This is a genomic window from Photobacterium sp. 1_MG-2023 (genome assembly GCF_030547945.1).
GTDB lineage: Bacteria > Pseudomonadota > Gammaproteobacteria > Enterobacterales > Vibrionaceae > Photobacterium.
The window spans coordinates 53,309-71,586 of the sequence record NZ_JAUORR010000005.1 but is presented as its reverse complement, the minus strand read 5'-3'; the positions used below and the strand labels follow the sequence as shown (position 1 = coordinate 71,586).

15 protein-coding genes are annotated in these 18,278 nt (G+C 49.1%); 5 read left to right on the top strand and 10 right to left on the bottom strand.

Annotated elements, in window-relative coordinates:
- Both secD and Q4579_RS06575 read right to left on the bottom strand, forming a co-directional pair.
- Positions 1-1,836, bottom strand: a complete 1,836-nt coding sequence (gene secD, locus Q4579_RS06580) for a protein translocase subunit SecD (protein WP_303562650.1) — start codon at positions 1,834-1,836, stop codon at positions 1-3.
- A gap of 71 nt (positions 1,837-1,907) precedes the next feature.
- Positions 1,908-2,372: a hypothetical protein gene (locus tag Q4579_RS06575; RefSeq protein ID WP_303562649.1), complete on the bottom strand. Its 465-nt coding sequence runs from the start codon at positions 2,370-2,372 to the stop codon at positions 1,908-1,910.
- Positions 2,373-2,652: 280 nt separating this feature from the next.
- On the opposite strand from Q4579_RS06575, the gene ylqF reads away from it, so the two are divergent.
- Both ylqF and Q4579_RS06565 read left to right on the top strand, forming a co-directional pair.
- Positions 2,653-3,600: a ribosome biogenesis GTPase YlqF gene (ylqF, locus tag Q4579_RS06570; protein WP_303562648.1), complete on the top strand. Its 948-nt coding sequence runs from the start codon at positions 2,653-2,655 to the stop codon at positions 3,598-3,600.
- A 748-nt stretch (positions 3,601-4,348) separates the two neighbouring features.
- On the top strand, positions 4,349-5,509 hold the full coding sequence (locus tag Q4579_RS06565; RefSeq protein WP_303562646.1) for an MFS transporter: 1,161 nt from the start codon (positions 4,349-4,351) through the stop codon (positions 5,507-5,509).
- Positions 5,510-6,159: 650 nt separating this feature from the next.
- On the opposite strand, the gene Q4579_RS06560 is transcribed toward Q4579_RS06565, so the two are convergent.
- Positions 6,160-7,065 carry an ROK family protein gene (locus Q4579_RS06560; protein WP_303562644.1) on the bottom strand — a complete coding sequence of 302 codons (906 nt, stop codon included), beginning with the start codon at positions 7,063-7,065 and terminating at the stop codon, positions 6,160-6,162.
- A gap of 72 nt (positions 7,066-7,137) precedes the next feature.
- Here Q4579_RS06560 and Q4579_RS06555 point away from each other — a divergent pair, with 72 nt between their 5' ends.
- Positions 7,138-7,353 carry an acetyltransferase gene (locus Q4579_RS06555; RefSeq protein WP_303562888.1) on the top strand — a complete coding sequence of 72 codons (216 nt, stop codon included), beginning with the start codon at positions 7,138-7,140 and terminating at the stop codon, positions 7,351-7,353.
- Here the strand turns inward: Q4579_RS06555 and Q4579_RS06550 are convergent.
- The 7 genes from Q4579_RS06550 to Q4579_RS06520 form a co-directional block, all read right to left on the bottom strand.
- Positions 7,350-7,964 carry a membrane integrity-associated transporter subunit PqiC gene (locus Q4579_RS06550; protein ID WP_303562642.1) on the bottom strand — a complete coding sequence of 205 codons (615 nt, stop codon included), beginning with the start codon at positions 7,962-7,964 and terminating at the stop codon, positions 7,350-7,352. The two genes, Q4579_RS06555 and Q4579_RS06550, sit on opposite strands and share 4 nt — an antisense overlap.
- Positions 7,965-7,966: 2 nt before the next feature.
- Positions 7,967-9,610 carry an intermembrane transport protein PqiB gene (gene pqiB, locus Q4579_RS06545; RefSeq protein WP_303562641.1) on the bottom strand — a complete coding sequence of 548 codons (1,644 nt, stop codon included), beginning with the start codon at positions 9,608-9,610 and terminating at the stop codon, positions 7,967-7,969.
- Entirely contained in the window at positions 9,607-10,947 is a 1,341-nt protein-coding gene (locus Q4579_RS06540; protein WP_303562639.1) for a paraquat-inducible protein A, read from the bottom strand. The genes pqiB and Q4579_RS06540 overlap by 4 nt, the downstream gene beginning before the upstream one ends.
- A gap of 248 nt (positions 10,948-11,195) precedes the next feature.
- Positions 11,196-12,980, bottom strand: coding sequence for a class I poly(R)-hydroxyalkanoic acid synthase (gene phaC, locus Q4579_RS06535; RefSeq protein WP_303562637.1), 1,785 nt, complete (start codon positions 12,978-12,980; stop codon positions 11,196-11,198).
- 71 nt (positions 12,981-13,051) lie between these two features.
- Positions 13,052-13,399 carry a phasin family protein gene (locus Q4579_RS06530; RefSeq protein ID WP_211650561.1) on the bottom strand — a complete coding sequence of 116 codons (348 nt, stop codon included), beginning with the start codon at positions 13,397-13,399 and terminating at the stop codon, positions 13,052-13,054.
- A 62-nt stretch (positions 13,400-13,461) separates the two neighbouring features.
- On the bottom strand, positions 13,462-14,679 hold the full coding sequence (locus Q4579_RS06525) for an acetyl-CoA C-acetyltransferase (RefSeq protein ID WP_303562635.1): 1,218 nt from the start codon (positions 14,677-14,679) through the stop codon (positions 13,462-13,464).
- A 23-nt stretch (positions 14,680-14,702) separates the two neighbouring features.
- Complete coding sequence (locus Q4579_RS06520; RefSeq protein ID WP_303562633.1) at positions 14,703-15,443, bottom strand: SDR family oxidoreductase; 741 nt, start codon at positions 15,441-15,443, stop codon at positions 14,703-14,705.
- Between the two features lie 898 nt (positions 15,444-16,341).
- Here Q4579_RS06520 and Q4579_RS06515 point away from each other — a divergent pair.
- On the top strand, positions 16,342-17,304 hold the full coding sequence (locus tag Q4579_RS06515; RefSeq protein ID WP_303562631.1) for a MoxR family ATPase: 963 nt from the start codon (positions 16,342-16,344) through the stop codon (positions 17,302-17,304).
- Entirely contained in the window at positions 17,301-18,269 is a 969-nt protein-coding gene (locus Q4579_RS06510) for a DUF58 domain-containing protein (RefSeq protein ID WP_303562630.1), read from the top strand. The genes Q4579_RS06515 and Q4579_RS06510 overlap by 4 nt, the downstream gene beginning before the upstream one ends.
- Positions 18,270-18,278: the final 9 nt, after the last annotated feature.

The following is an 18,278-nucleotide window of genomic DNA, read 5'->3' as shown; positions in this document are numbered from 1 at the left end:
TCAAACCCTCACATCACGACGGCTGTCGCGTCCCCAGACCCAATTAATCAACGCACGCGAAGCAAATACCCCGGTGAACATGCTGGTCAGTAACCCGAGCCCCAAGGTTAACGCAAAGCCCTGGATCGGCCCATTCCCGATCCCATACAAAATCAATGCAGTGATCATCGTGGTCAGATTCGCGTCGAGGATGGTACTGAATGCACTGCGAAAACCGGTATCAATCGCCTGCGCAAAACTGCGCCCTTCTGCCAGCTTGTCTTTGATCCGCTCAAAGATCAGCACATTCGTATCCACAGCCATCCCCACCGTCAACACCAAACCGGCAATACCGGGTAAGGTCAACACTGCACCTGGCAGCAAAGCGATCAGGCCCAGCAGACAAACCATATTGATCAGCAGTGCAACGTTAGCCACCCAGCCAAGCCGGCGATACCACAGCGCCATGAACGTCAGTGTCATTGCCATCCCTAAAGCCAGAGCAGTAAAGCCATTGCGAATATTTTCAGCGCCCAGAGACGCGCCAATGGTTCTTTCTTCAACGATCGTCACGGGTGCCGTCAATGAACCGGCTCTGAGCAACAAGGCGAGTTGCTGCGCCTCTGCCTGGCTGCCAGCTCCGGTAATCCGGAATTGATTCCCTAACTGCGACTGAATGGTCGCAACGCTGATCACCCGTTCCTTACGCACGGTTTCGCCCCGGCTATTCGTCTGATATTCACGATAAACCGTCGCCATTGGTTTGCCGATATGCTTCCCGGAAAAGTCACTCATCTTCTTGCCGCCGGCATGATCCAGTGCGATGTTCACCTCAGAGAATCCCATCGGATCGACACCCGCGCTGGCATTCACAATGTGATCCCCGGTCAGAACCGGGCGTTTGTTCAGCACTACGGTTCTGCCCTCGTTATCTTTCAGTGTGAGGTACGGGCCAGCGCCCGCTTCGGAATCCGTTTTCACTTCATAAAATGCCAGGCTCGCCGTCGCACCAATGACATTTTTGGCCTGAGACGGGTCTTGTACCCCCGGCAGCTCAATCCGGATACTGTGTTCCCCCTGCCGCTGCACCAGTGCTTCGGTAATGCCCAGCTCTTCAATCCGTTCACGCATGATTTTGAGGTTTTGCTGGACCGTCGCCGCCTGGAAGTCCAGCTTGTTTTGTGCGGTTGGAGCGATGGTCAGAGATCCAGAATTCCGCTTCATTTCCCATCCGGGATAATGCTGTGCAACATACTGACTGATCTGGCCCTGTGCCGCCTCCGACATCAACTCAACCCGAATGCCATCGTTGCCCAGTGGCTGCATCCTGGCCCCACGGACATGGGACTCAGTCAGCATGTCTCGGACATCATCCATCAGCGTATCACGCTGTTCCTGAAAGGCTTTCTCCACATCCACATTCAATAAGAACTGAACGCCACCCCGTAAATCCAACCCAAGCTGAATCGGGTGAAGCCCAAATTGACCAAACCAGGCAGGCGCGACAGAGACATAGCCATAAGTAATTGAGTCTCCGGTTTTCACTTGCTGATCCAGTGAAGCGCGTGCCTTTGACTGCGTCGCTTCATTCTCAAACACGATCACCATCTGGTGACTTTTCTGTTGGATCGACTGCGCAGCGATCCCTTGCTGCTTCAAATAATGATCAATCCCGACCACAGAGTTCAGTTCATGACGGGTATCCGCAAAATGAATCTGAATAGATGGCTTTTCACCAAACCAGGTTGGAATCGCGCTCAAGGCAAGCACAACAATCGTGACCGCCAAAACGACATATTTCCAGGCAGCATAGCGGTTCAGCACCCGAGCGGATGCCTTTGTGTTTTTTTTCTTCATGATTATCCCCTCAGCATGATGCTGAGTTGCAGAAACTAATTTGTGACAACGTCACCTGAGATAAGGGAGAATCAGCTGAAGTACTGACTATTGAGTGCCACATACATGGCATTGGTCTCTTTCCAGCCAGAAAGACGATAAGAAGTATGGAAATTCAGATACGGCAGATGTCTTGAATGCGACAGATCACGCAAGGCAAGACTGATACCGGTTTGGGGGATCAGCGGTGTGGTTGTATCCGCGGCGTTCGGATCGTCACCCTGAGCATTAAATCGCGCGGGGGCGCTCCAGCGCAGAGAATGCAGAATTGCAACGTTTGACCCGGCATACCCGGTTTGAGTCGCGGGTAACGAAGGTTGATTGTGCGCAGGTGGCTGCTCTTCCCGGACGTCCTGCTTCAGAGCAGTGGGGAGCGCAGCAACAATCTGTTTCAGTGACGCCGCAGCATTGGGTTCGCTCAGGCATGCCATCGCCTGCGCAGGCAGAGCCAACGCAAACAGTAACAGCCAGAAAAAACGAATCAAATACGTGAACATCAATCGAAAGCCTCAAAAACCACAAGGCACTATAAGGCTGAGTGTCACAGCACTCAAGAGAAATCTGATTCACCGGTATCGGTTATGCATCCTTCTCAAGAACCCGCCTACCACGTCCGGACGTTATAGTGTTAAGATCGCCGCAAATCAGCACGGCTTTGCGGGTTCTCTGATTCACCGAAAACGGTTCACATTGGGTTCATCCAAAATGATCCCAGTGTTCACGCACCCTGTATAACCCCCAAACCGTTAACACCAAAGTAAAAGGTTTATTTTTCAAATGTCTAGTACAAGTATCCAATGGTTTCCGGGGCATATGCATAAAGCCCGTAAAGAGATTGAAGAAGCCATTCCGAAAGTTGATGTCATTATTGAAGTGCTCGATGCGCGGATTCCCTTCAGCAGTGAAAACCCGCTGATTGCTTCGCTTCGTGGTGAAAAACCAGTCATCAAAGTGTTGAATAAGCGCGATTTGGCTGATCCTGAAATGACGGAGCTTTGGATTTCGCATCTGGAAAAAGAACACAATGTGAAAGCGATGGCGATCACCACAGAGAATCAGAATGAAGTCCATAAAATTCTGGAACTGTGCCGCAAGCTTGCGCCAAATCGTGAAGAAATGGGCAAAAACATTCGCACCATGATCATGGGTATTCCGAATGTCGGGAAGTCCACCATCATCAACACGCTGGCAGGCCGCTCGGTGGCCATCACCGGAAATCAGCCTGCCGTGACCCGTCAGCAGCAAAGAATCAACCTGCAAAACGGCATTGTGTTGTCGGATACCCCAGGGATTCTGTGGCCGAAAGTCGAAAATCCGCACAGTGGTTTTCGTCTGGCTGCAACAGGCGCCGTGAAAGATACCGCGATGGATTACATTGATGTTGCATTCTTCACGGTCGAGTACCTGAAAGAAGCCTATCCGGATCTCATCAAACAGCGCTATGAGCTGGATGATGAACTGCCTGAATCAGAAATCGAGCTGATGGAAGCCATCGGTCGCAAGCGCGGCTGCTTGCGTTCCGGCGGCAGAGTAGACCTGCATAAAGCATCTGAAATTCTGATCAACGAACTGCGAAATGGCACACTGGGCCAGATTACAATGGAACGTCCAGAGATGATCACACAGGAATTGGTTGAAGTTGCGCTTGATAACGAACGAAAAGCAGCAGAAAAAGCCAAAAATAAAGAAGAGCGCCGTAAGCGCTATCTGAGAAACAAAAGATAATAAAAAAAGGTGCTGTTCCCCCGCTACGCGGAACAGCACCACAGTCAATCATCGACAAAATGTACCTACACTCAGTAGCCTGCAGCAGTGCGGAGATCACTTGTCATCTAAGCCTGTTACATCACAAGAAAACACCACCACAGTCTTCCGTTAATTTTGCACGTACCGTGCCAACTTTTTAAACTGTTGATTTTCAATAATTTTTATATTTTCCCTCAGCACTCCTGCTGCCAACATTCTCAATCATGCACAATATCAGTGAATGGGTGCACCAAAATTACATCTTTGCCCCTCGCCGGATCATCAATCGCTGCCAATAATTTCTTTCAGATGATTGAGCAATTATTTTGAGATGAACAGGCAATCAGAATACATAGAACGCAAAATATTACACCACAAAACAATGCTATTTATTACCATTACACATTAGGCAAACAGCTGATAAAAATGAACAAATCATTTAATTAACTTTGTTTTAACACCCTGTATCATTCATAGCTCTAAAGTTTGTTATTTCCTTATGTTTTGTGTGAGAAAAATGCGCTTTGTTTATTACTTTTTCTCATTTTACCTCACCGCATTTTCAGTCCATATTCTGCCCAAATTTCAAGAATGACTGGTTTTTGATAATCGATCATTCCTGGGTATTTGACCCGAATACGCTTCCTGCAATGACTTGAGCGGGCCAGATCACTGTCTTCTCGACAGCCACGCACCGGCCTGCCCCCTAAACTTGGAGATCTCTGTCGTGAGTGATATCACTGCGGCACGTCAGTCCGGCGGTATATTTGTACCCGTAGCCGGACTGGCGGTTTTTGCTATTGCATCAGGTTATCTCATGAGCCTGATTCCATTAACACTCAGCTACTTTGAGCTGCCCGCTTCGCTGGCAAGCTGGCTGGCAAGTACCTTTTATTTAGGACTGCTCATCGGTGCTTTACTGATTGAAAGAGTCGTTGCCAAGATTGGACATCGTTTGTCCTTTATTGGCTTCCAGTTTCTGCTTGCTTTAACCATCATGATTATGCCTGTCATGCCGGAGCAGTGGGTGTGGCTGCTGGCACGCTTTATCGCGGGTATTGCGGTTGCAGGTATCTTTGTTGTCGTCGAGTCCTGGTTACTGATTGGTGACAATAAAAAAGAACGAGCAAAACGCTTGGGCTTCTATATGACGGCATTATACGGCGGTGGCACATTAGGTCAGTTTGGGATCGGGTTCATCGGTGTTGAAGGGCTTTTGCCATTTTTCAGCATTCTGGCTCTGGTCGTGCTTGCGATGGTTCCGGCACTGGTTTCCAAACATTCACAACCCGCTTGCGAACAACATACAAGTCTGACGAGCAAACAAATTCTGGCGCTGAGTAAACCGGCAATCCTAGGGTGTCTGGTGTCCGGAATTGTCATGAGTACCATTTATGGCCTGCTGCCATTTTCTCTGAAACTTCAGGGATTGACTGCCGAGCAGATCAGCGGTTTGATGGCATCCACTGTGCTCGGTGGCATGGCAATTCAGCCGGTCGTCAGTGCTTTATCCTGCAAGATGAGTAAAACACTGCTGATGGCTGCCGCTTGCTTACTGGGCATTTTTGCAATCGGCATGATGACGCTGTTTGAAGGCTACGCCGTGATGGTTATCGGGCTGGCATTACTGGGGATGTCCTCGTTCGCGTTGTACCCGATTGCGATTTCACTGGCGTGTGATGCGCTGAATTCCACCCAGATTGTGTCTGCCACACAGGTGATGTTGTTCAGTTACAGTATTGGATCTGTGGCGGGTCCACTTGGCGCAGGCAGTTTTTTACATCATGCCAATGGGCTGATGAACTTTTTCTTCATCTCGCTGGCAAGTACCGCGGTGTATATGTTGATGGTGAGTCTGAAGCAAAAGCCTCAGGTGGTTGCTGGTTAATTTCATTCAGCAGAAAAAAGAGCGGGCGCAACTTTCGTTGCGCCCTTAGGTCTTACTTGCAGCAATCCCGCTACGATAGTGCTCCCTGCATCATTCCTTGATAATGCTGTATCCTTCAGCGTTCCCTAAAACTCCATCCTGGAGGTGTTCCTTTGGTCTGACCCTGACCCATTGCAACGTCCTGTTACAACTCTCGTCTCCGTCCTGGAGGTGTCCGTTACTTCATCCTGAAGTGGTCCGTGATGTCGTCCTGACCAGTAAGCATCCTACTCACTGTATCGAATCCATTCGATGCTTCCCTTCACAGTCCCTGTAGATACATCATCCTAACGTACCTGCTTCATCCTGAAGCTGCCAAATTCCCTGGCCTGTTCCTGTTCCGTTCCGTCAGTTCCTTCCGACGGGGTAAAGATTACTTGATTCAGAATTCTGCGCAACGAACGAAGATCACATTTTCAGTGTCAACAAAAGAAACAAAGTCGAAAATCCATGTAAGCCAATGAAAGATAGAGCATTGTAATTTCTTTAATCGTATTTTCCGTATCAAAGGAAGCAAGATTTCCCACGTCATTGTGAGATATCTCTTACAAGCACAGCAGACTTTATCCCGGAAATTATTTCAATCCACACATTCAGCGGAAGAAATTGTTCTATTTCACCAGCATCGCCGCACCAAAAACCCCGGCACTATCGCCTAGAATAGGCTTCACAATTGGCGTGTGAAAGGTCGGATTGAACAAATGAGGCATCACCGCTTCTCTGCCCGCATCATATAAATCTTCAATATTCCCAACACCACCCCCAATCACGATGACGTCTGGATCCAGCACATTGATGATTTGTGCGACTGCTCGTCCAAAATAGTGAATCAGGCGGGCTTTCACTTGCAGCGCTTCTGCTTGCCCGGATTGAGCCAGCTTCATCACCCGACTGAGTGAGCAGACTTCTCCGGTCAGCGCCTGATAAGCCCGTTCCAGCCCCGGCCCAGAGATCACCGTTTCCAAACATCCCCGCTTTCCGCAATAGCAAAGCTGACCGTCGGGCTCAATCACATTGTGCCCCCACTCACCTGCAATCCCATGTAAGCCATTGATCAAACGGCCATGAACAACAATACCCGCACCCACGCCTGTCCCCATAATCACCGCAAAAACAACTTCGGCATCCGGACAGATCTGCCTGACGATCCCCAGATGCGTTTCGGCCAGCGCCAGACAATTCGCATCATTCGCCAGTGTTACCGCAACACCCAGCAGATCGGCGAGATCCTGCTGCAATGGCTGGCCATTGAGCGCCGTCGAGTTACAGTTTTTCATCAGCCCGGTTGAAGGATCCAGTGCGCCGGGTGTACCAAACCCAATCGCATCCGGGTCATGTCCGATTTGAGCGGCACATTGATCAACCAAAATTTTGATTCGATGCAGAATGTGGCGATATCCCTGGTCGGCCTCACTCGGTATCCGTTCCCGGAGCACGCAGCGGTCGTCTTTTCGATCAATCACAACGCACTCGACCTTGGTACCGCCCAGATCGATCCCCCAATAAAAGTCGTTCATAGCCTGTCCTTTTTCACGACCGCAATAAAATCGGCCATAATTAGAGTACCCCAGCGACAGGAGGTTAGCGTGATGTTTCTGAAAGAATCGAGAACAGGCGACTTAGTGGATGTCGTTGACATGGCGTCTCTGACCAATCCATTCAAACGCCATGTCACCGTACAATTTCAATCGGGTGAAGATTTGGCGGAGCCCGTCATACTGGAGAAGCAGCAACTGGCGTTCCCATCCGGCGAAGGATTACCGGAGTGTTGGGTGAATGGGTATTACCGGTTGCAACAACGTTAGTCCGACTGATAAAGCGAAGCTGTCGAGAGCCGCTGCGCAATCTGTGTCGTCAGTCGGCTGACAGCTTCCGACAATGCCGACACTTGAGCACTGTATCCGGCCGCTTTCAAGGGGACCTGCACGCTGAATGGCTGAATCGTTTGTAACTCCCCTTGCTGACTCACCAACAACCACTCTCCGCTGAAGTGAGCCAGCCCTGAATAGTGGCCATTAAACTCACTCACCCGCACCTGAAGTTTGGGCAAACCCGTTGATTGAATCGCCGCCGACAGTTCAGAAGGCCAGTAACGGGTTTGTTTCATCCGTAAATCCCCCTGAATTCGCCGGGTCAGTTGACGAGATACGTCCTCCGCCCAAAGATTCTGTTGCGCCTGAACGATAGCCGTCTCGCTGGTTTGATAAACCAGCCCTGTTCCGGTCAGATGCAATGCCATTTCAACCGGTGAAACAACCAAAACAGGCTGACGGTTGAGTATCGCCGGTACCGTTTGCTCTGTCGCCTGTGGCAACAGATACGTCGTGATATCCGACTCTTCCGGCTGGCTGCTACATCCGGCTAAACCCCAGAGTGCCAGTACACACAGCAACAATCGCCAATCTTGTTTCAACATGTTCATTCCCCCGCGACAGGAATCGGGTCTTTACCCTTGCTGTCTGAAAAAATCAGTGAATTCGGCTTGTCATTCACCTGTCTGAGCACAGGTTGCAGTTCCTTCATCACCTGTTCGAAGCGGACCAGCGCATTTTCAAGATTTCGGTATGGCGCCCCTTCAGCCCCATAGCTGCTGAGCGTGGCCTGTATTTGCGTCAGACTGTTTCTCAACTCGGCCGGGATAGCTTTTGTCTCCTGCTGAGCCATTAATGCATCGACACTTCTGGCTGCCTGCTCTGCAGATTTCAGGGTTTTCTCGGCGGCCGCCAGCGTCTGATTCAGCTCTGATAAGGTGGTTTCCAAAGGCAGGTTATTCAGTTTATCCAGCAGCGAAGCCACCTGCTTTTGAATCTCAGCAAAGCCACCAGCCGTGGTCGGAAACACATCATAATCTTTATAGGTCAGCGCACTGGGCAGTGGTTCTTCGGTGTAAAACTCGACATCGACCATGAGCTGCCCGGTGAGGAAATTCGCCGTTTTCAATGATGCACGCAACCCTTTGCTAAACTGCAGACTGAGGTTGTCATGCAACTCCTGCAAATTGCGGGTATCAACGTATTCCAGGACCCGAGACAGTTCAATACGAACCAGCACCGGGATTTGCTGATTCGAAAATCCTTTACTTTGATTGGGCAAACGCAAAGGAACTTTGGAGACAGTCCCGAGCCTGATCCCACGGTATTCGACCGGTGCACCTTCATTTAAGCCCCGGACAGACTCATCGAACAGCATGACGTATTCCAGATACTGATCGTAGAATCGTTCTCGCACTTCATTTTGATTGTTGTACAACCGGAACCGGCTCATTTGCCGTGTCACCAGCTCACCCGGTTCTGATCCTTCCGGCACATTAAAGCTGACGCCACCGGTTAATAAAGACTCCACAGAGCCAATTTTCAGATTGAATCCTTCCGCAGACATTTTCAGTTCAACGCCCGAGGACAGCCAGAAACGAGTGCGTTTCCGGATCAGACTGTCATAGGGTTCAAAAATGAACAGCTGATAATTGGCCTTCTTGCTCTGGGTATCAAAACTGACTTTTTCAACTCGCCCCACTGTAAACCCTTCATACAGCACCGGATCACCGACACTGAGCTTACCAGCTTCTTGATGTGACAGAATAAGGCGAAGTCCCTTTGCATCCAAAGGCGCGACAGGGGGTGTATCCAGCACGTTAAAAGCGCGCTGCTCTTCTTCTTGCACACCGGGTTGAAGTTCAATATATGCCCCGGAAAGCAACGTTTCTAAGCCAGAAATCCCTTGCTTTCCAATTCGCGGTTTCACTACCCAAAAGCGAGTATCCGTTTTCAGCATTCTTTCGGCATCTTTGTCGAGCTGCGCAACCGCCATGATGGAATTGTAATCGTCACTGAGTTTGACATCCGTAATCACCCCGACTTTGACATTGAGTGCTTTAATTTCAGTTTTGCCAACTTCAATTCCCTCCGCTGTGGTCAGCTTCAGCGTAATTTCGGGACCTTTACTGGCAAGAAACTGAATCAGCATCCAGAAGCCGATCACCAAGGCAACGACTGGCACCAGCCAGATCAGTGAAAGTTGCCGGATTGGGCTGACTTCAGCTTTTGGCGGCGTTTGATCACTCATGAACGCGGCTCCTTCTGAAATGGGGAAATGTCATGACCGGATTGGTTATCTTGTTTTGATTCCGGTTTTACATGCTGCCAAAAAATTCTCGGATCAAAGATCATCGCAGACAACATGGTCAGAATCACAACGGAGGCGAACGACAATGCCGCCGGCCCCGGATAGATTGCCATCAGGTTTTGCAATTGAACCAAAGCAACCAGCAAAGCCACCACAAAAATATCGATCATCGACCAGCGCCCGATAAACTCAGTTACCCGGTAAAGTTTTAAGCGACGAATGGCCTTCCAGCTTTCATCAGACTGACTTCGTCCTGCCGTATAAAACAACCAACCCAGCGTGAAAATTTTCGCCAGCGGGATCACCACACTGGCCAGAAAAATCACCATCGCCACCGGATACGAACCATGATGCCAAAGCAATACCACGCCTTCTAAAATCGTTGAACCTTCGGATTTTCCCAAGCTGACGGTATACATCATGGGATACAAATTTGCGGGCAGAAAAAAAACGGCCGATGCCAGTAACAGTGCCCAAGCGTATTGCAGATTTTTCCAGGGATGATAAGGATGCAACGTGCCATGACAGCGAAGGCATCTCGCCCTGCCATGCTCCGCCACGGCATTCAGCTGTCCGCACACATGGCAGGCAATGTGATTCAGAGAATCATGACTGTCGCCCGCTTTCACTTCTTTCAGTGGTACCATCGGGGCAAACTGCAGCCATAACCAGGTTCTGTCGACCATAGAAACGCACTTCACGACCAGCACCGTGTAAATACAGAATGCCCAGAACGACATCCCAAGGCCAACATCTGCCAGCGCTGCGATTTTAATTAAACTCACCAGAATCCCGATTAAAAACACATCCACCATCAGCCAGGGTTCAATACCCAATGTCAGCCGACAGAGTTGTTTGACCTGATGATTCACACTGTCTTTTTCAATTTTTCCATGCTTCCCCGACAACCAATATAAATAGAGCACAGAGCTGATATAGCAGGCAGGCAAAATCACAACAGTCATTAACAACAATAATGCCAGCAGACTGTTTTCGAATTGATTCAGCATTTCGGCCGAGTGCATCAGGGTGATTTCCTGACGAATTCCCTGCACACTGAACGACATAAAGGGAAAACTGACGCTCAACACCAGCATGATTAAACTGGCGATTCCGTAGGCTAACGTCCGGTGTTGCGGGTGTTTGATGGTTTTCATCAACAGGTGACCACATCTTGGGCAATTGGCACGCTGACCAGGTTCGAGCACGGGCAGGCTGACAACAAGGCCACATTCTTCGCAACCCGTCATCCCTGCTTCACGCTTTTCCTGAACCATAGACACTCCACCTGAATTCGCTCCTACATACTCAGTATAGAGCGCGAAACATTAGTCGCAGGGTTTCTTATCAAAGAAAGTGTGCAAATACAGGGAGATGACAGGATGCAATTGATCGCTCACGATCAATTGCATCCTCAAAGACAACCTTGATTGTATCAACGCCAGAAAAAAGCCAGTGAAAAAATCACTGGCTTGATGCGACCTTTTGTCAGAGAGCATCCATTGGATGCCGATAGAACATGGTCTTATTTGCTATCCGCAAGTTCAATCGGCAAGGTTTGCTTCACATAATGGCCCGGTGCCGGACTGATTGACGGGTAACTCTCGTTACCAATGTCACGCGCAGAAATCTGTTCTTCAGCGTTATAGCCGTTCAACCAGGTGTTCCAATGTGTCCACCAAGAGCCATCATGTCGCTTGGCACCTGCCAGCCAATTCTCCGGATCAGCCTCAGCCTTCTCGTTGGTGTAATAACCATACTTCTTCTTATCAGGATGGTTAATAATCCCTGCAATATGACCAGATTCACCCAGCACAAAGACTGAATCACCGCTCAGCACCTGAGCACCACGGTACGTCCCCTGCCAAAGAGCAATATGATCTTCCTGCGTTGAAATGAAGTAGGTCGGGATTTTGATTTTCGACAAATCAATATAAACGCCACCCACTTTAAATCCTTTCGGATCCATCAATTTGTTTTCCAGATAGAACTGACGCAGCAGCGTACTGTGGCATGCTTTAGCCACATTCGTGCTGTCGCCATTCCAGAACAACAAATCGAAATCGATTGGACTATTCCCTTTCAGGTAGTTATTCACATAATAGTTCCAATACAGGCTGTTCTCACGAAGCAAGCTGAAGGTTACGCTCAATGAGCGGCCATCCATATAGCCTTTGAGTTCATTTTGCGCTTCAATCGCGGAAATGATCGGATCATTAATGTATGCGCCAATCTCTCCCGGCTGTGAAAAGTCCAGAATCGTGGTAAAGAAGGTTGCCGTTTTTACCCGGTTCCTCATCCGTTTCGCAGCACTGTAGGCCAAGGCGGTCGCCAGCAAAGTTCCGCCAATACAATAGCCCACTGCGTGGATTTGTTTTTCACCCGAAACACTTTCCACAACGTCCAGCGCTTTCAGCGCACCATCCAGAACGTAATGATCAAAGTCAACGTCCTTCATCGTCGCATCTGGATTGCGCCACGACATCATGAACACCGTATGGCCCTGTTCTACCAACCAGCGCGCCAGAGAGTTCTTCTCACGAAGATCCATGATGTAGTACTTATTGATAAATGGCGGCACAATCAGGATCGGCGTCGCGTTCACTTTTTCAGTTAACGGCTTGTACTGAATCAATTCAAACAGCTCGTTCTTAAAAATGACCTCTCCCGGGGTGTTCGCAATATTATCACCTACCTGGAATGCATCGCCGTTTGTCATCCGGATTTTCAGCACATCAGCACTGGACTGCATGTCTTCATGCAACAATTCCATGCCTTTGATCAGGTTCTGACCATTGGACTCAACCGTCAGTTTGGCCAGCTCAGGGTTCGTGGTGATAAAGTTCGTTGGCGACAGCGCATTAATGGCCTGACGAGAAAAAAAGTTCAGACGCTCTTTTGCTTTGTCATCCAGGCCATCAATCGAATCGATGGTTTCTTTCATCTTATTGCTGAACAGCAAATAAGATTGTTTGATGTAGTTATAAAAAGCTTCATTCTGCCATGCGGGATCGATGAAACGCTTATCATCATGCGCCGGAGTGACAACTTCCTGATTATCGCCAGTGTTGGTCACACTTTGCAAAATCTTCATCTGGTTCTCAAACCAATCCATCTGAATTTTTGCAATCACAGCTGGCTGCGCCGATGCTTTTTCCAGCCAAGCCGTCGTGTCTTCCAGATTCAACTCATTCATTGCTTTGTTGAATGGGGTGTTAATGGCTGCCTTGCCGGAATCAAACTCCTTCCACCACGCTTGGTTCATTTCCTGGAGTTTAGCAAAGTAGTCCGTGAAAAAATTCGGGTTCATCGCAATGACCTCTGCTTTTGGACTAAAAATGCCGCCCACAAATTGGGACGGCATTAGGGTAGGAATCGAACTTAAGCTGGCGTAGCTTGCTTTACGTTTTCGGCTACCAGGACTTCAACTTCAGATTTGAAGCCTTGCGCCAGTGCAGAAAATTTATTGCTGTCTTCAACCAGTTGCTGAGACAGTTTGGTCAGGTTTTCCAACTGCTGGCTTTGGAAAGAAGTCAGCGATTGCAGATCCTTGATTTCGCTGATTGCTTTCAGCTGAGACAGACCCAGATCACTGTAAGCACGCACGGCTGCCAGTTGAAGTTCAGTCAGCTCTTCAACATTCTTCGTGAACAGCTTGTTGAATTTCACGTAAGGTGCCAGTGATTTTTCAGTTTGCTCAGAGAACGATTTAAACATTTCCGTATACATAATATGTTTCCTTCAATTTAAGTGCTATTTAAAGGCGTTTGCCGGAACAAACGCCAGTTTGGTCAAGAGTCTTGTTCGATTTTTTTCAGTACGATCGCCGTACCCATACCGCCACCGACACAAAGTGTGGCCAAACCATGCTCTGTGCCACGGCGGCGCATTTCATGAAGCAGGCTCACGATAATCCGATTACCCGAGGCACCCAGCGGGTGACCTAGTGCAATCGCACCACCATTGACATTGCTACGCTCAGCCAAATCTTCGACTTTGGTATCCAACGCGTCAGCCAACTCATGCAACACGCCTAATGCCTGTCCGGCAAAAGCTTCGTTAAACTCGAACAAACCGACAGCATCAATGCCTAAATCAGCTTTTTCCAAGGCTTTCTGGACTGCCGGAACAGGACCTAATCCCATGACCTCAGGTGCAACACCGGCTTGCGCATAACCTTGAATTTCAGCCAATGGGGTCAGCCCATATTTTTCAACGGCGGCTTCCGAGGCTACGATGATGGCACTAGCGCCGTCATTAATTCCGGATGCGTTCCCCGCAGTCACACTGCCTTCTTTATTGAAAGCCGGGCGCAGTTTCTGCAGACCTTCCAAAGTTGCATTGGCTTTCGGATACTCATCAGTATCAATCAGTTTGGTTTCACGACGCTCCTGCACTTCTACAGGGGCGATCTCATCCACAAACTTGCCTTGTTCAATCGCAGCAACCGCTTTTTGCTGACTTGCCAGCGCGAAGTTGTCTTGCTGCTCGCGGGTCAAACCAACTTTCGCAACCACATTTTCCGCAGTCACGCCCATGTGGTACTGATTGAATACATCCGTCAGGCCATCATTGATCAGCAGATCGGTCATCTGCAGGTTGCCCATCTTTTGTCCATCACGAATCGAAGCCGGGACTGTAAATGGAATCTGAGACATGCTCTCCGCACCAGCAGCAACGACCAGTTCAGCATCGCCTGCTTTGATATGTGCCGCTGCATCCATGACTGCCTTCATGCCGCTACCGCAAACCATGTTCAGGCTATACGCCGGGACCTGCTCTGGAATACCAGCAAAAATCGATGCCTGCCGACCCGGGCCCATCCCCTGGCCTGCAGCAATCACATTCCCCAGAATCACTTCATCCACTTTTGCAGGATCAACATTTGCCTGAGTCAGCGCCGCTTTAATGGCAACAGCTGCCAGTTGAGCCGGTGAAACTGACTTCAACGATCCATTAAAGCTGCCAATCGGAGTCCGTTTCGCTGCTACGATAAAAACTTTGGTCATGTATCGGGTATCCTTACTTCGTCTTATTGCATGTAGAGGCCGCCATTTACCGAGAGTGTTTCACCGGTAATGTAGGCGGCAGCATCGCTGGCGAGGAAATTGACAGAAGCAGCAACCTCATTCGGCTGCGCTAAACGCTTCATTGGAATTTCAGCTTTAATCGCATCCAACACTTCAGGCTTAATGGCTTCTACCATGGGTGTGCCGGTATATCCTGGCGCGATCGCATTCACGGTTACACCATAGCGCGCACCTTCAGCAGCCAGCGCTTTGGTAAACCCAATCATGCCTGCTTTCGCAGCAGAATAATTCGCCTGACCGAATTGACCTTTCAGTCCGTTCACCGACGAAATATTAATAATCCGGCCAAACCCTTTATCACACATGGAAGCGAATAATGGATGCGTCACATTAAACAGGCTGTTTAAGTTCGTTGAGATGACTTCCTGCCATTGTTGTGCCGTCATTCGTTTAAAAGTACTGTCACGGGTTATTCCAGCATTGTTCACCAGCACGTCAATCTTACCCTCTTCATTTAAAAGAGTAGTCAGTGCCTCTTCACAATATGCCGCATCCGTGACATCAAGAGGGAATAAACGAACTTGAGCCTCAGAATAGTTATTTTCAGCAAACCATTCATTCGCTTTCGCTTCACCAGTGGGGAAATATGTGGCAATAACACGATACCCTGCATCAACTAAACCCTGAGTGATTGCAGAACCAATGCCACCTTTTGCGCCAGTTACCAATGCTACCTTAGTCATCAAGCAGACTCCTTTCCATCCTGTACAGTGCAAAAATTATTGTTATAACAAACAATTAATGCGCACTTTCTTCGATGAGAACCTCTTTCTGTACAGCTCAACCAGACTTCGTCTCAACACCACACTTTCGCAGCGTATCTATCCCACAAGACACTTGCGTGAAGTTTACATTGCATAAATATTATAAGAACACAGTCACATATATATATCAACATAAGGAATTTATGGTTTCGAAAAAATCCCTCTATGGAATGGACCAAAAAACAATTAATCGATTACACAATAGCTGAGATTTGTTAACGGTATATTGCAATGCATCACTGATGCCAAGTTTACAAAATGCTGCAATTTCGATGATTTCTCTCTTTTGCTTTCCTATTTCAATCGCATTTTTTATTGCAATGCACCACTATCGAGCAGTCTTGCACCAACGAATCACTAAAAATCGAAAAATAAAAAAAATTAAAGTTTTTTGATCTTGCACAAATTCATGCAGCAAAAATGCAACACAAAAAACACATCTGACCAGTAAATATTGTGATTTTATCAGCTCTTTATCGATTTATTTTTAGCGACTTTTTCCTTAAAAGATGATCATGGTCACTATGATATGTAAAAAAGAAAAATAACATTTATCATTTGTTTGCTTCTCTCCGTGAACTTCCCTGCAAGGACAAAGTCAAATGTCATTCATACAGCGCCGGGGAAAAATGCCCGAAGTTCAGGACCGAAACAATCAGACGGATTGTCAGGTCAAAGGATGCGGACAATATCGCACTTAGACTTTACAGGAACACTTGAATTTACAGCGTTTTTTCCGGATGCTAGCCGTGTTTCGCAGCCTGACAACGAAGTCAGCCGCCGGAAATAGCCATTTATCCCAGGGAAATGAGAAACAATGCTTTCACAGACCTTTCAGCAACTCGGACAATACTTACAACAACAGGTCATCGGACAACCCGAAATGGTGCAGCAACTGCTCGTTGCTCTCCTTGCAGACGGGCATATTCTCGTCGAAGGCCCTCCTGGGCTTGCAAAAACACGAGCCGTCAAAACGCTTGCTGCCTGCATTGAAGGCGATTTTCACCGCATTCAGTTCACGCCGGATCTGCTTCCAGCCGATCTTACGGGTACAGACATCTTCCGTCCGGAAACCGGTGAGTTTGTTTTCCAGCCCGGTCCGATTTTTAACGCACTGCTGCTGGCCGATGAAATCAACCGCGCCCCCGCAAAAGTGCAGGCAGCCATGCTGGAAGCGATGGCTGAAAAACAAATCACTGCGGGCAGAAAGACCTATCCGTTGCCTGAACTATTTCTGGTCATGGCGACACAGAACCCGATTGAGCAGGAAGGCACCTACCCGCTACCCGAAGCCCAACTTGATCGGTTTTTGCTTCAGCTCAACGTCGATTACCCCAATGAAGAGAGTGAGCTGGCAATCTTACGACTGAATCGCGGTGAGGCAATTGAGCATCATCAGGAATCAGCACCTGCTGTGATGCTCAGTCAGGCTGAGATTTTCAGTGCGCGGCAGGAAGTGCTGCAAATCCATATGGCTGCTGAAGTCGAGCAGTATCTGATTCGGTTGGTGATGGCGACACGCGAGCCCCAACGTTACAGTGATGAACTGGCCGCATGGCTTCAAATGGGGGTCAGCCCGCGGGCCACGCTCGCGCTAGACCGCTGTGCCCGTGCTTATGCCTGGCTGCAAGGCCGGGATTTTGTTACCCCGGATGACGTTCAGAAAATGGCCTACCCCGTTTTGAGGCACCGCCTACTGCTGAGTTATGAAGCGCAAGCTGAAGGCATTGCACCGGATCGGGTTGTTGAGGTACTGCTTCAGCAGGTAACCAGTGCATGAGCAAAGTCACAGACACCCTGCCCGCTTCACTGCCAAGGCACAGCAACGGGCATGACTTATGTCTGGCTGAGCTGCTCCAGTATAAAAGTCAGACGGTTCAATGGCTGCCACCAGCCAGAAGCGTTTGGTCCCAGCTCAACGGCCAGCACTTAAGCCGCCAGAAAGGACGGGGCATGAATTTCTCTGAAGTCCGTCCTTATCAGCCCGGCGACGATATCCGAGCCATTGATTGGCGGGTAACCGCCCGGACCGGCAAAGCGCACACCAAATTATTCAGCGAAGAACGAGAACAACCTGTCATGCTGCTGATTGATTTCAGCCCCAGCATGCGTTTTGGCAGCCAGCTTTTACTGAAATCCGTGCAGGCGGCGCATTTTGCCAGTTTGATCAGTTGGCTGGCTGTACAGCAGCAAGATCGTGTCGGTGCCTTGATCTACAATGGCGAAACCCTAAGTGAGTGCAAACCAACGGCCAGACAACAGGGTCCGCTGTCTGTCTTAAATGCGATGATCAATCTGCACCAGCACAGTGCTTCTGCCCCGGCTGCCGCCCGCGTGTCTTTTGCCGATGCACTCAGGCATCTACACCATGTTTGTCCGAAAGGCAGCGAAATCATCCTGCTGAGTGATTTTTACATGCTTCAGGCGCAGGATCGAAAACGACTCAGTCAACTGCGAAGCCATAACCGAATTCAGTTCGTCCATCTGTATGATCCGCTGGAAACCGGTGAAACCGGTTATCGGGGACGTGAACATGTGTCGGATAGATCCCAGTCTGCCTGGATGAACTTTGGTTCCGCCAGAGTTCGGCAGGACATGGCGTCGCATTTCGCTCATCGTCTGCAAACGCTGACAGAACTGGCCGCATCTCTGGCCATTCCCCTGCATTCTTTATCTGCTGCGACGCCATTGCTGAAACAACTGACTCAGCCGACGCGTCCGTCAGCGGCAAAAATTGTCGGATAAATCGTCATT

What these genes read in the sequence shown, in the direction of transcription:
- secD (WP_303562650.1), bottom strand. Translation starts at nt 1,836, where the DNA reads ATGAAGAAAAAAAACACAAAGGCATCCGCTCGGGTGCTGAACCGCTAT.
- Q4579_RS06575 (WP_303562649.1), bottom strand. Translation starts at nt 2,372, where the DNA reads ATGTTCACGTATTTGATTCGTTTTTTCTGGCTGTTACTGTTTGCGTTG.
- ylqF (WP_303562648.1), top strand. Translation starts at nt 2,653, where the DNA reads ATGTCTAGTACAAGTATCCAATGGTTTCCGGGGCATATGCATAAAGCC.
- Q4579_RS06560 (WP_303562644.1), bottom strand. Translation starts at nt 7,065, where the DNA reads ATGAACGACTTTTATTGGGGGATCGATCTGGGCGGTACCAAGGTCGAG.
- Q4579_RS06555 (WP_303562888.1), top strand. Translation starts at nt 7,138, where the DNA reads ATGTTTCTGAAAGAATCGAGAACAGGCGACTTAGTGGATGTCGTTGAC.
- Q4579_RS06550 (WP_303562642.1), bottom strand. Translation starts at nt 7,964, where the DNA reads ATGTTGAAACAAGATTGGCGATTGTTGCTGTGTGTACTGGCACTCTGG.
- pqiB (WP_303562641.1), bottom strand. Translation starts at nt 9,610, where the DNA reads ATGAGTGATCAAACGCCGCCAAAAGCTGAAGTCAGCCCAATCCGGCAA.
- Q4579_RS06540 (WP_303562639.1), bottom strand. Translation starts at nt 10,947, where the DNA reads ATGGTTCAGGAAAAGCGTGAAGCAGGGATGACGGGTTGCGAAGAATGT.
- phaC (WP_303562637.1), bottom strand. Translation starts at nt 12,980, where the DNA reads ATGAACCCGAATTTTTTCACGGACTACTTTGCTAAACTCCAGGAAATG.
- Q4579_RS06530 (WP_211650561.1), bottom strand. Translation starts at nt 13,399, where the DNA reads ATGTATACGGAAATGTTTAAATCGTTCTCTGAGCAAACTGAAAAATCA.
- Q4579_RS06525 (WP_303562635.1), bottom strand. Translation starts at nt 14,679, where the DNA reads ATGACCAAAGTTTTTATCGTAGCAGCGAAACGGACTCCGATTGGCAGC.
- Q4579_RS06520 (WP_303562633.1), bottom strand. Translation starts at nt 15,443, where the DNA reads ATGACTAAGGTAGCATTGGTAACTGGCGCAAAAGGTGGCATTGGTTCT.
- Q4579_RS06515 (WP_303562631.1), top strand. Translation starts at nt 16,342, where the DNA reads ATGCTTTCACAGACCTTTCAGCAACTCGGACAATACTTACAACAACAG.
- Q4579_RS06510 (WP_303562630.1), top strand. Translation starts at nt 17,301, where the DNA reads ATGAGCAAAGTCACAGACACCCTGCCCGCTTCACTGCCAAGGCACAGC.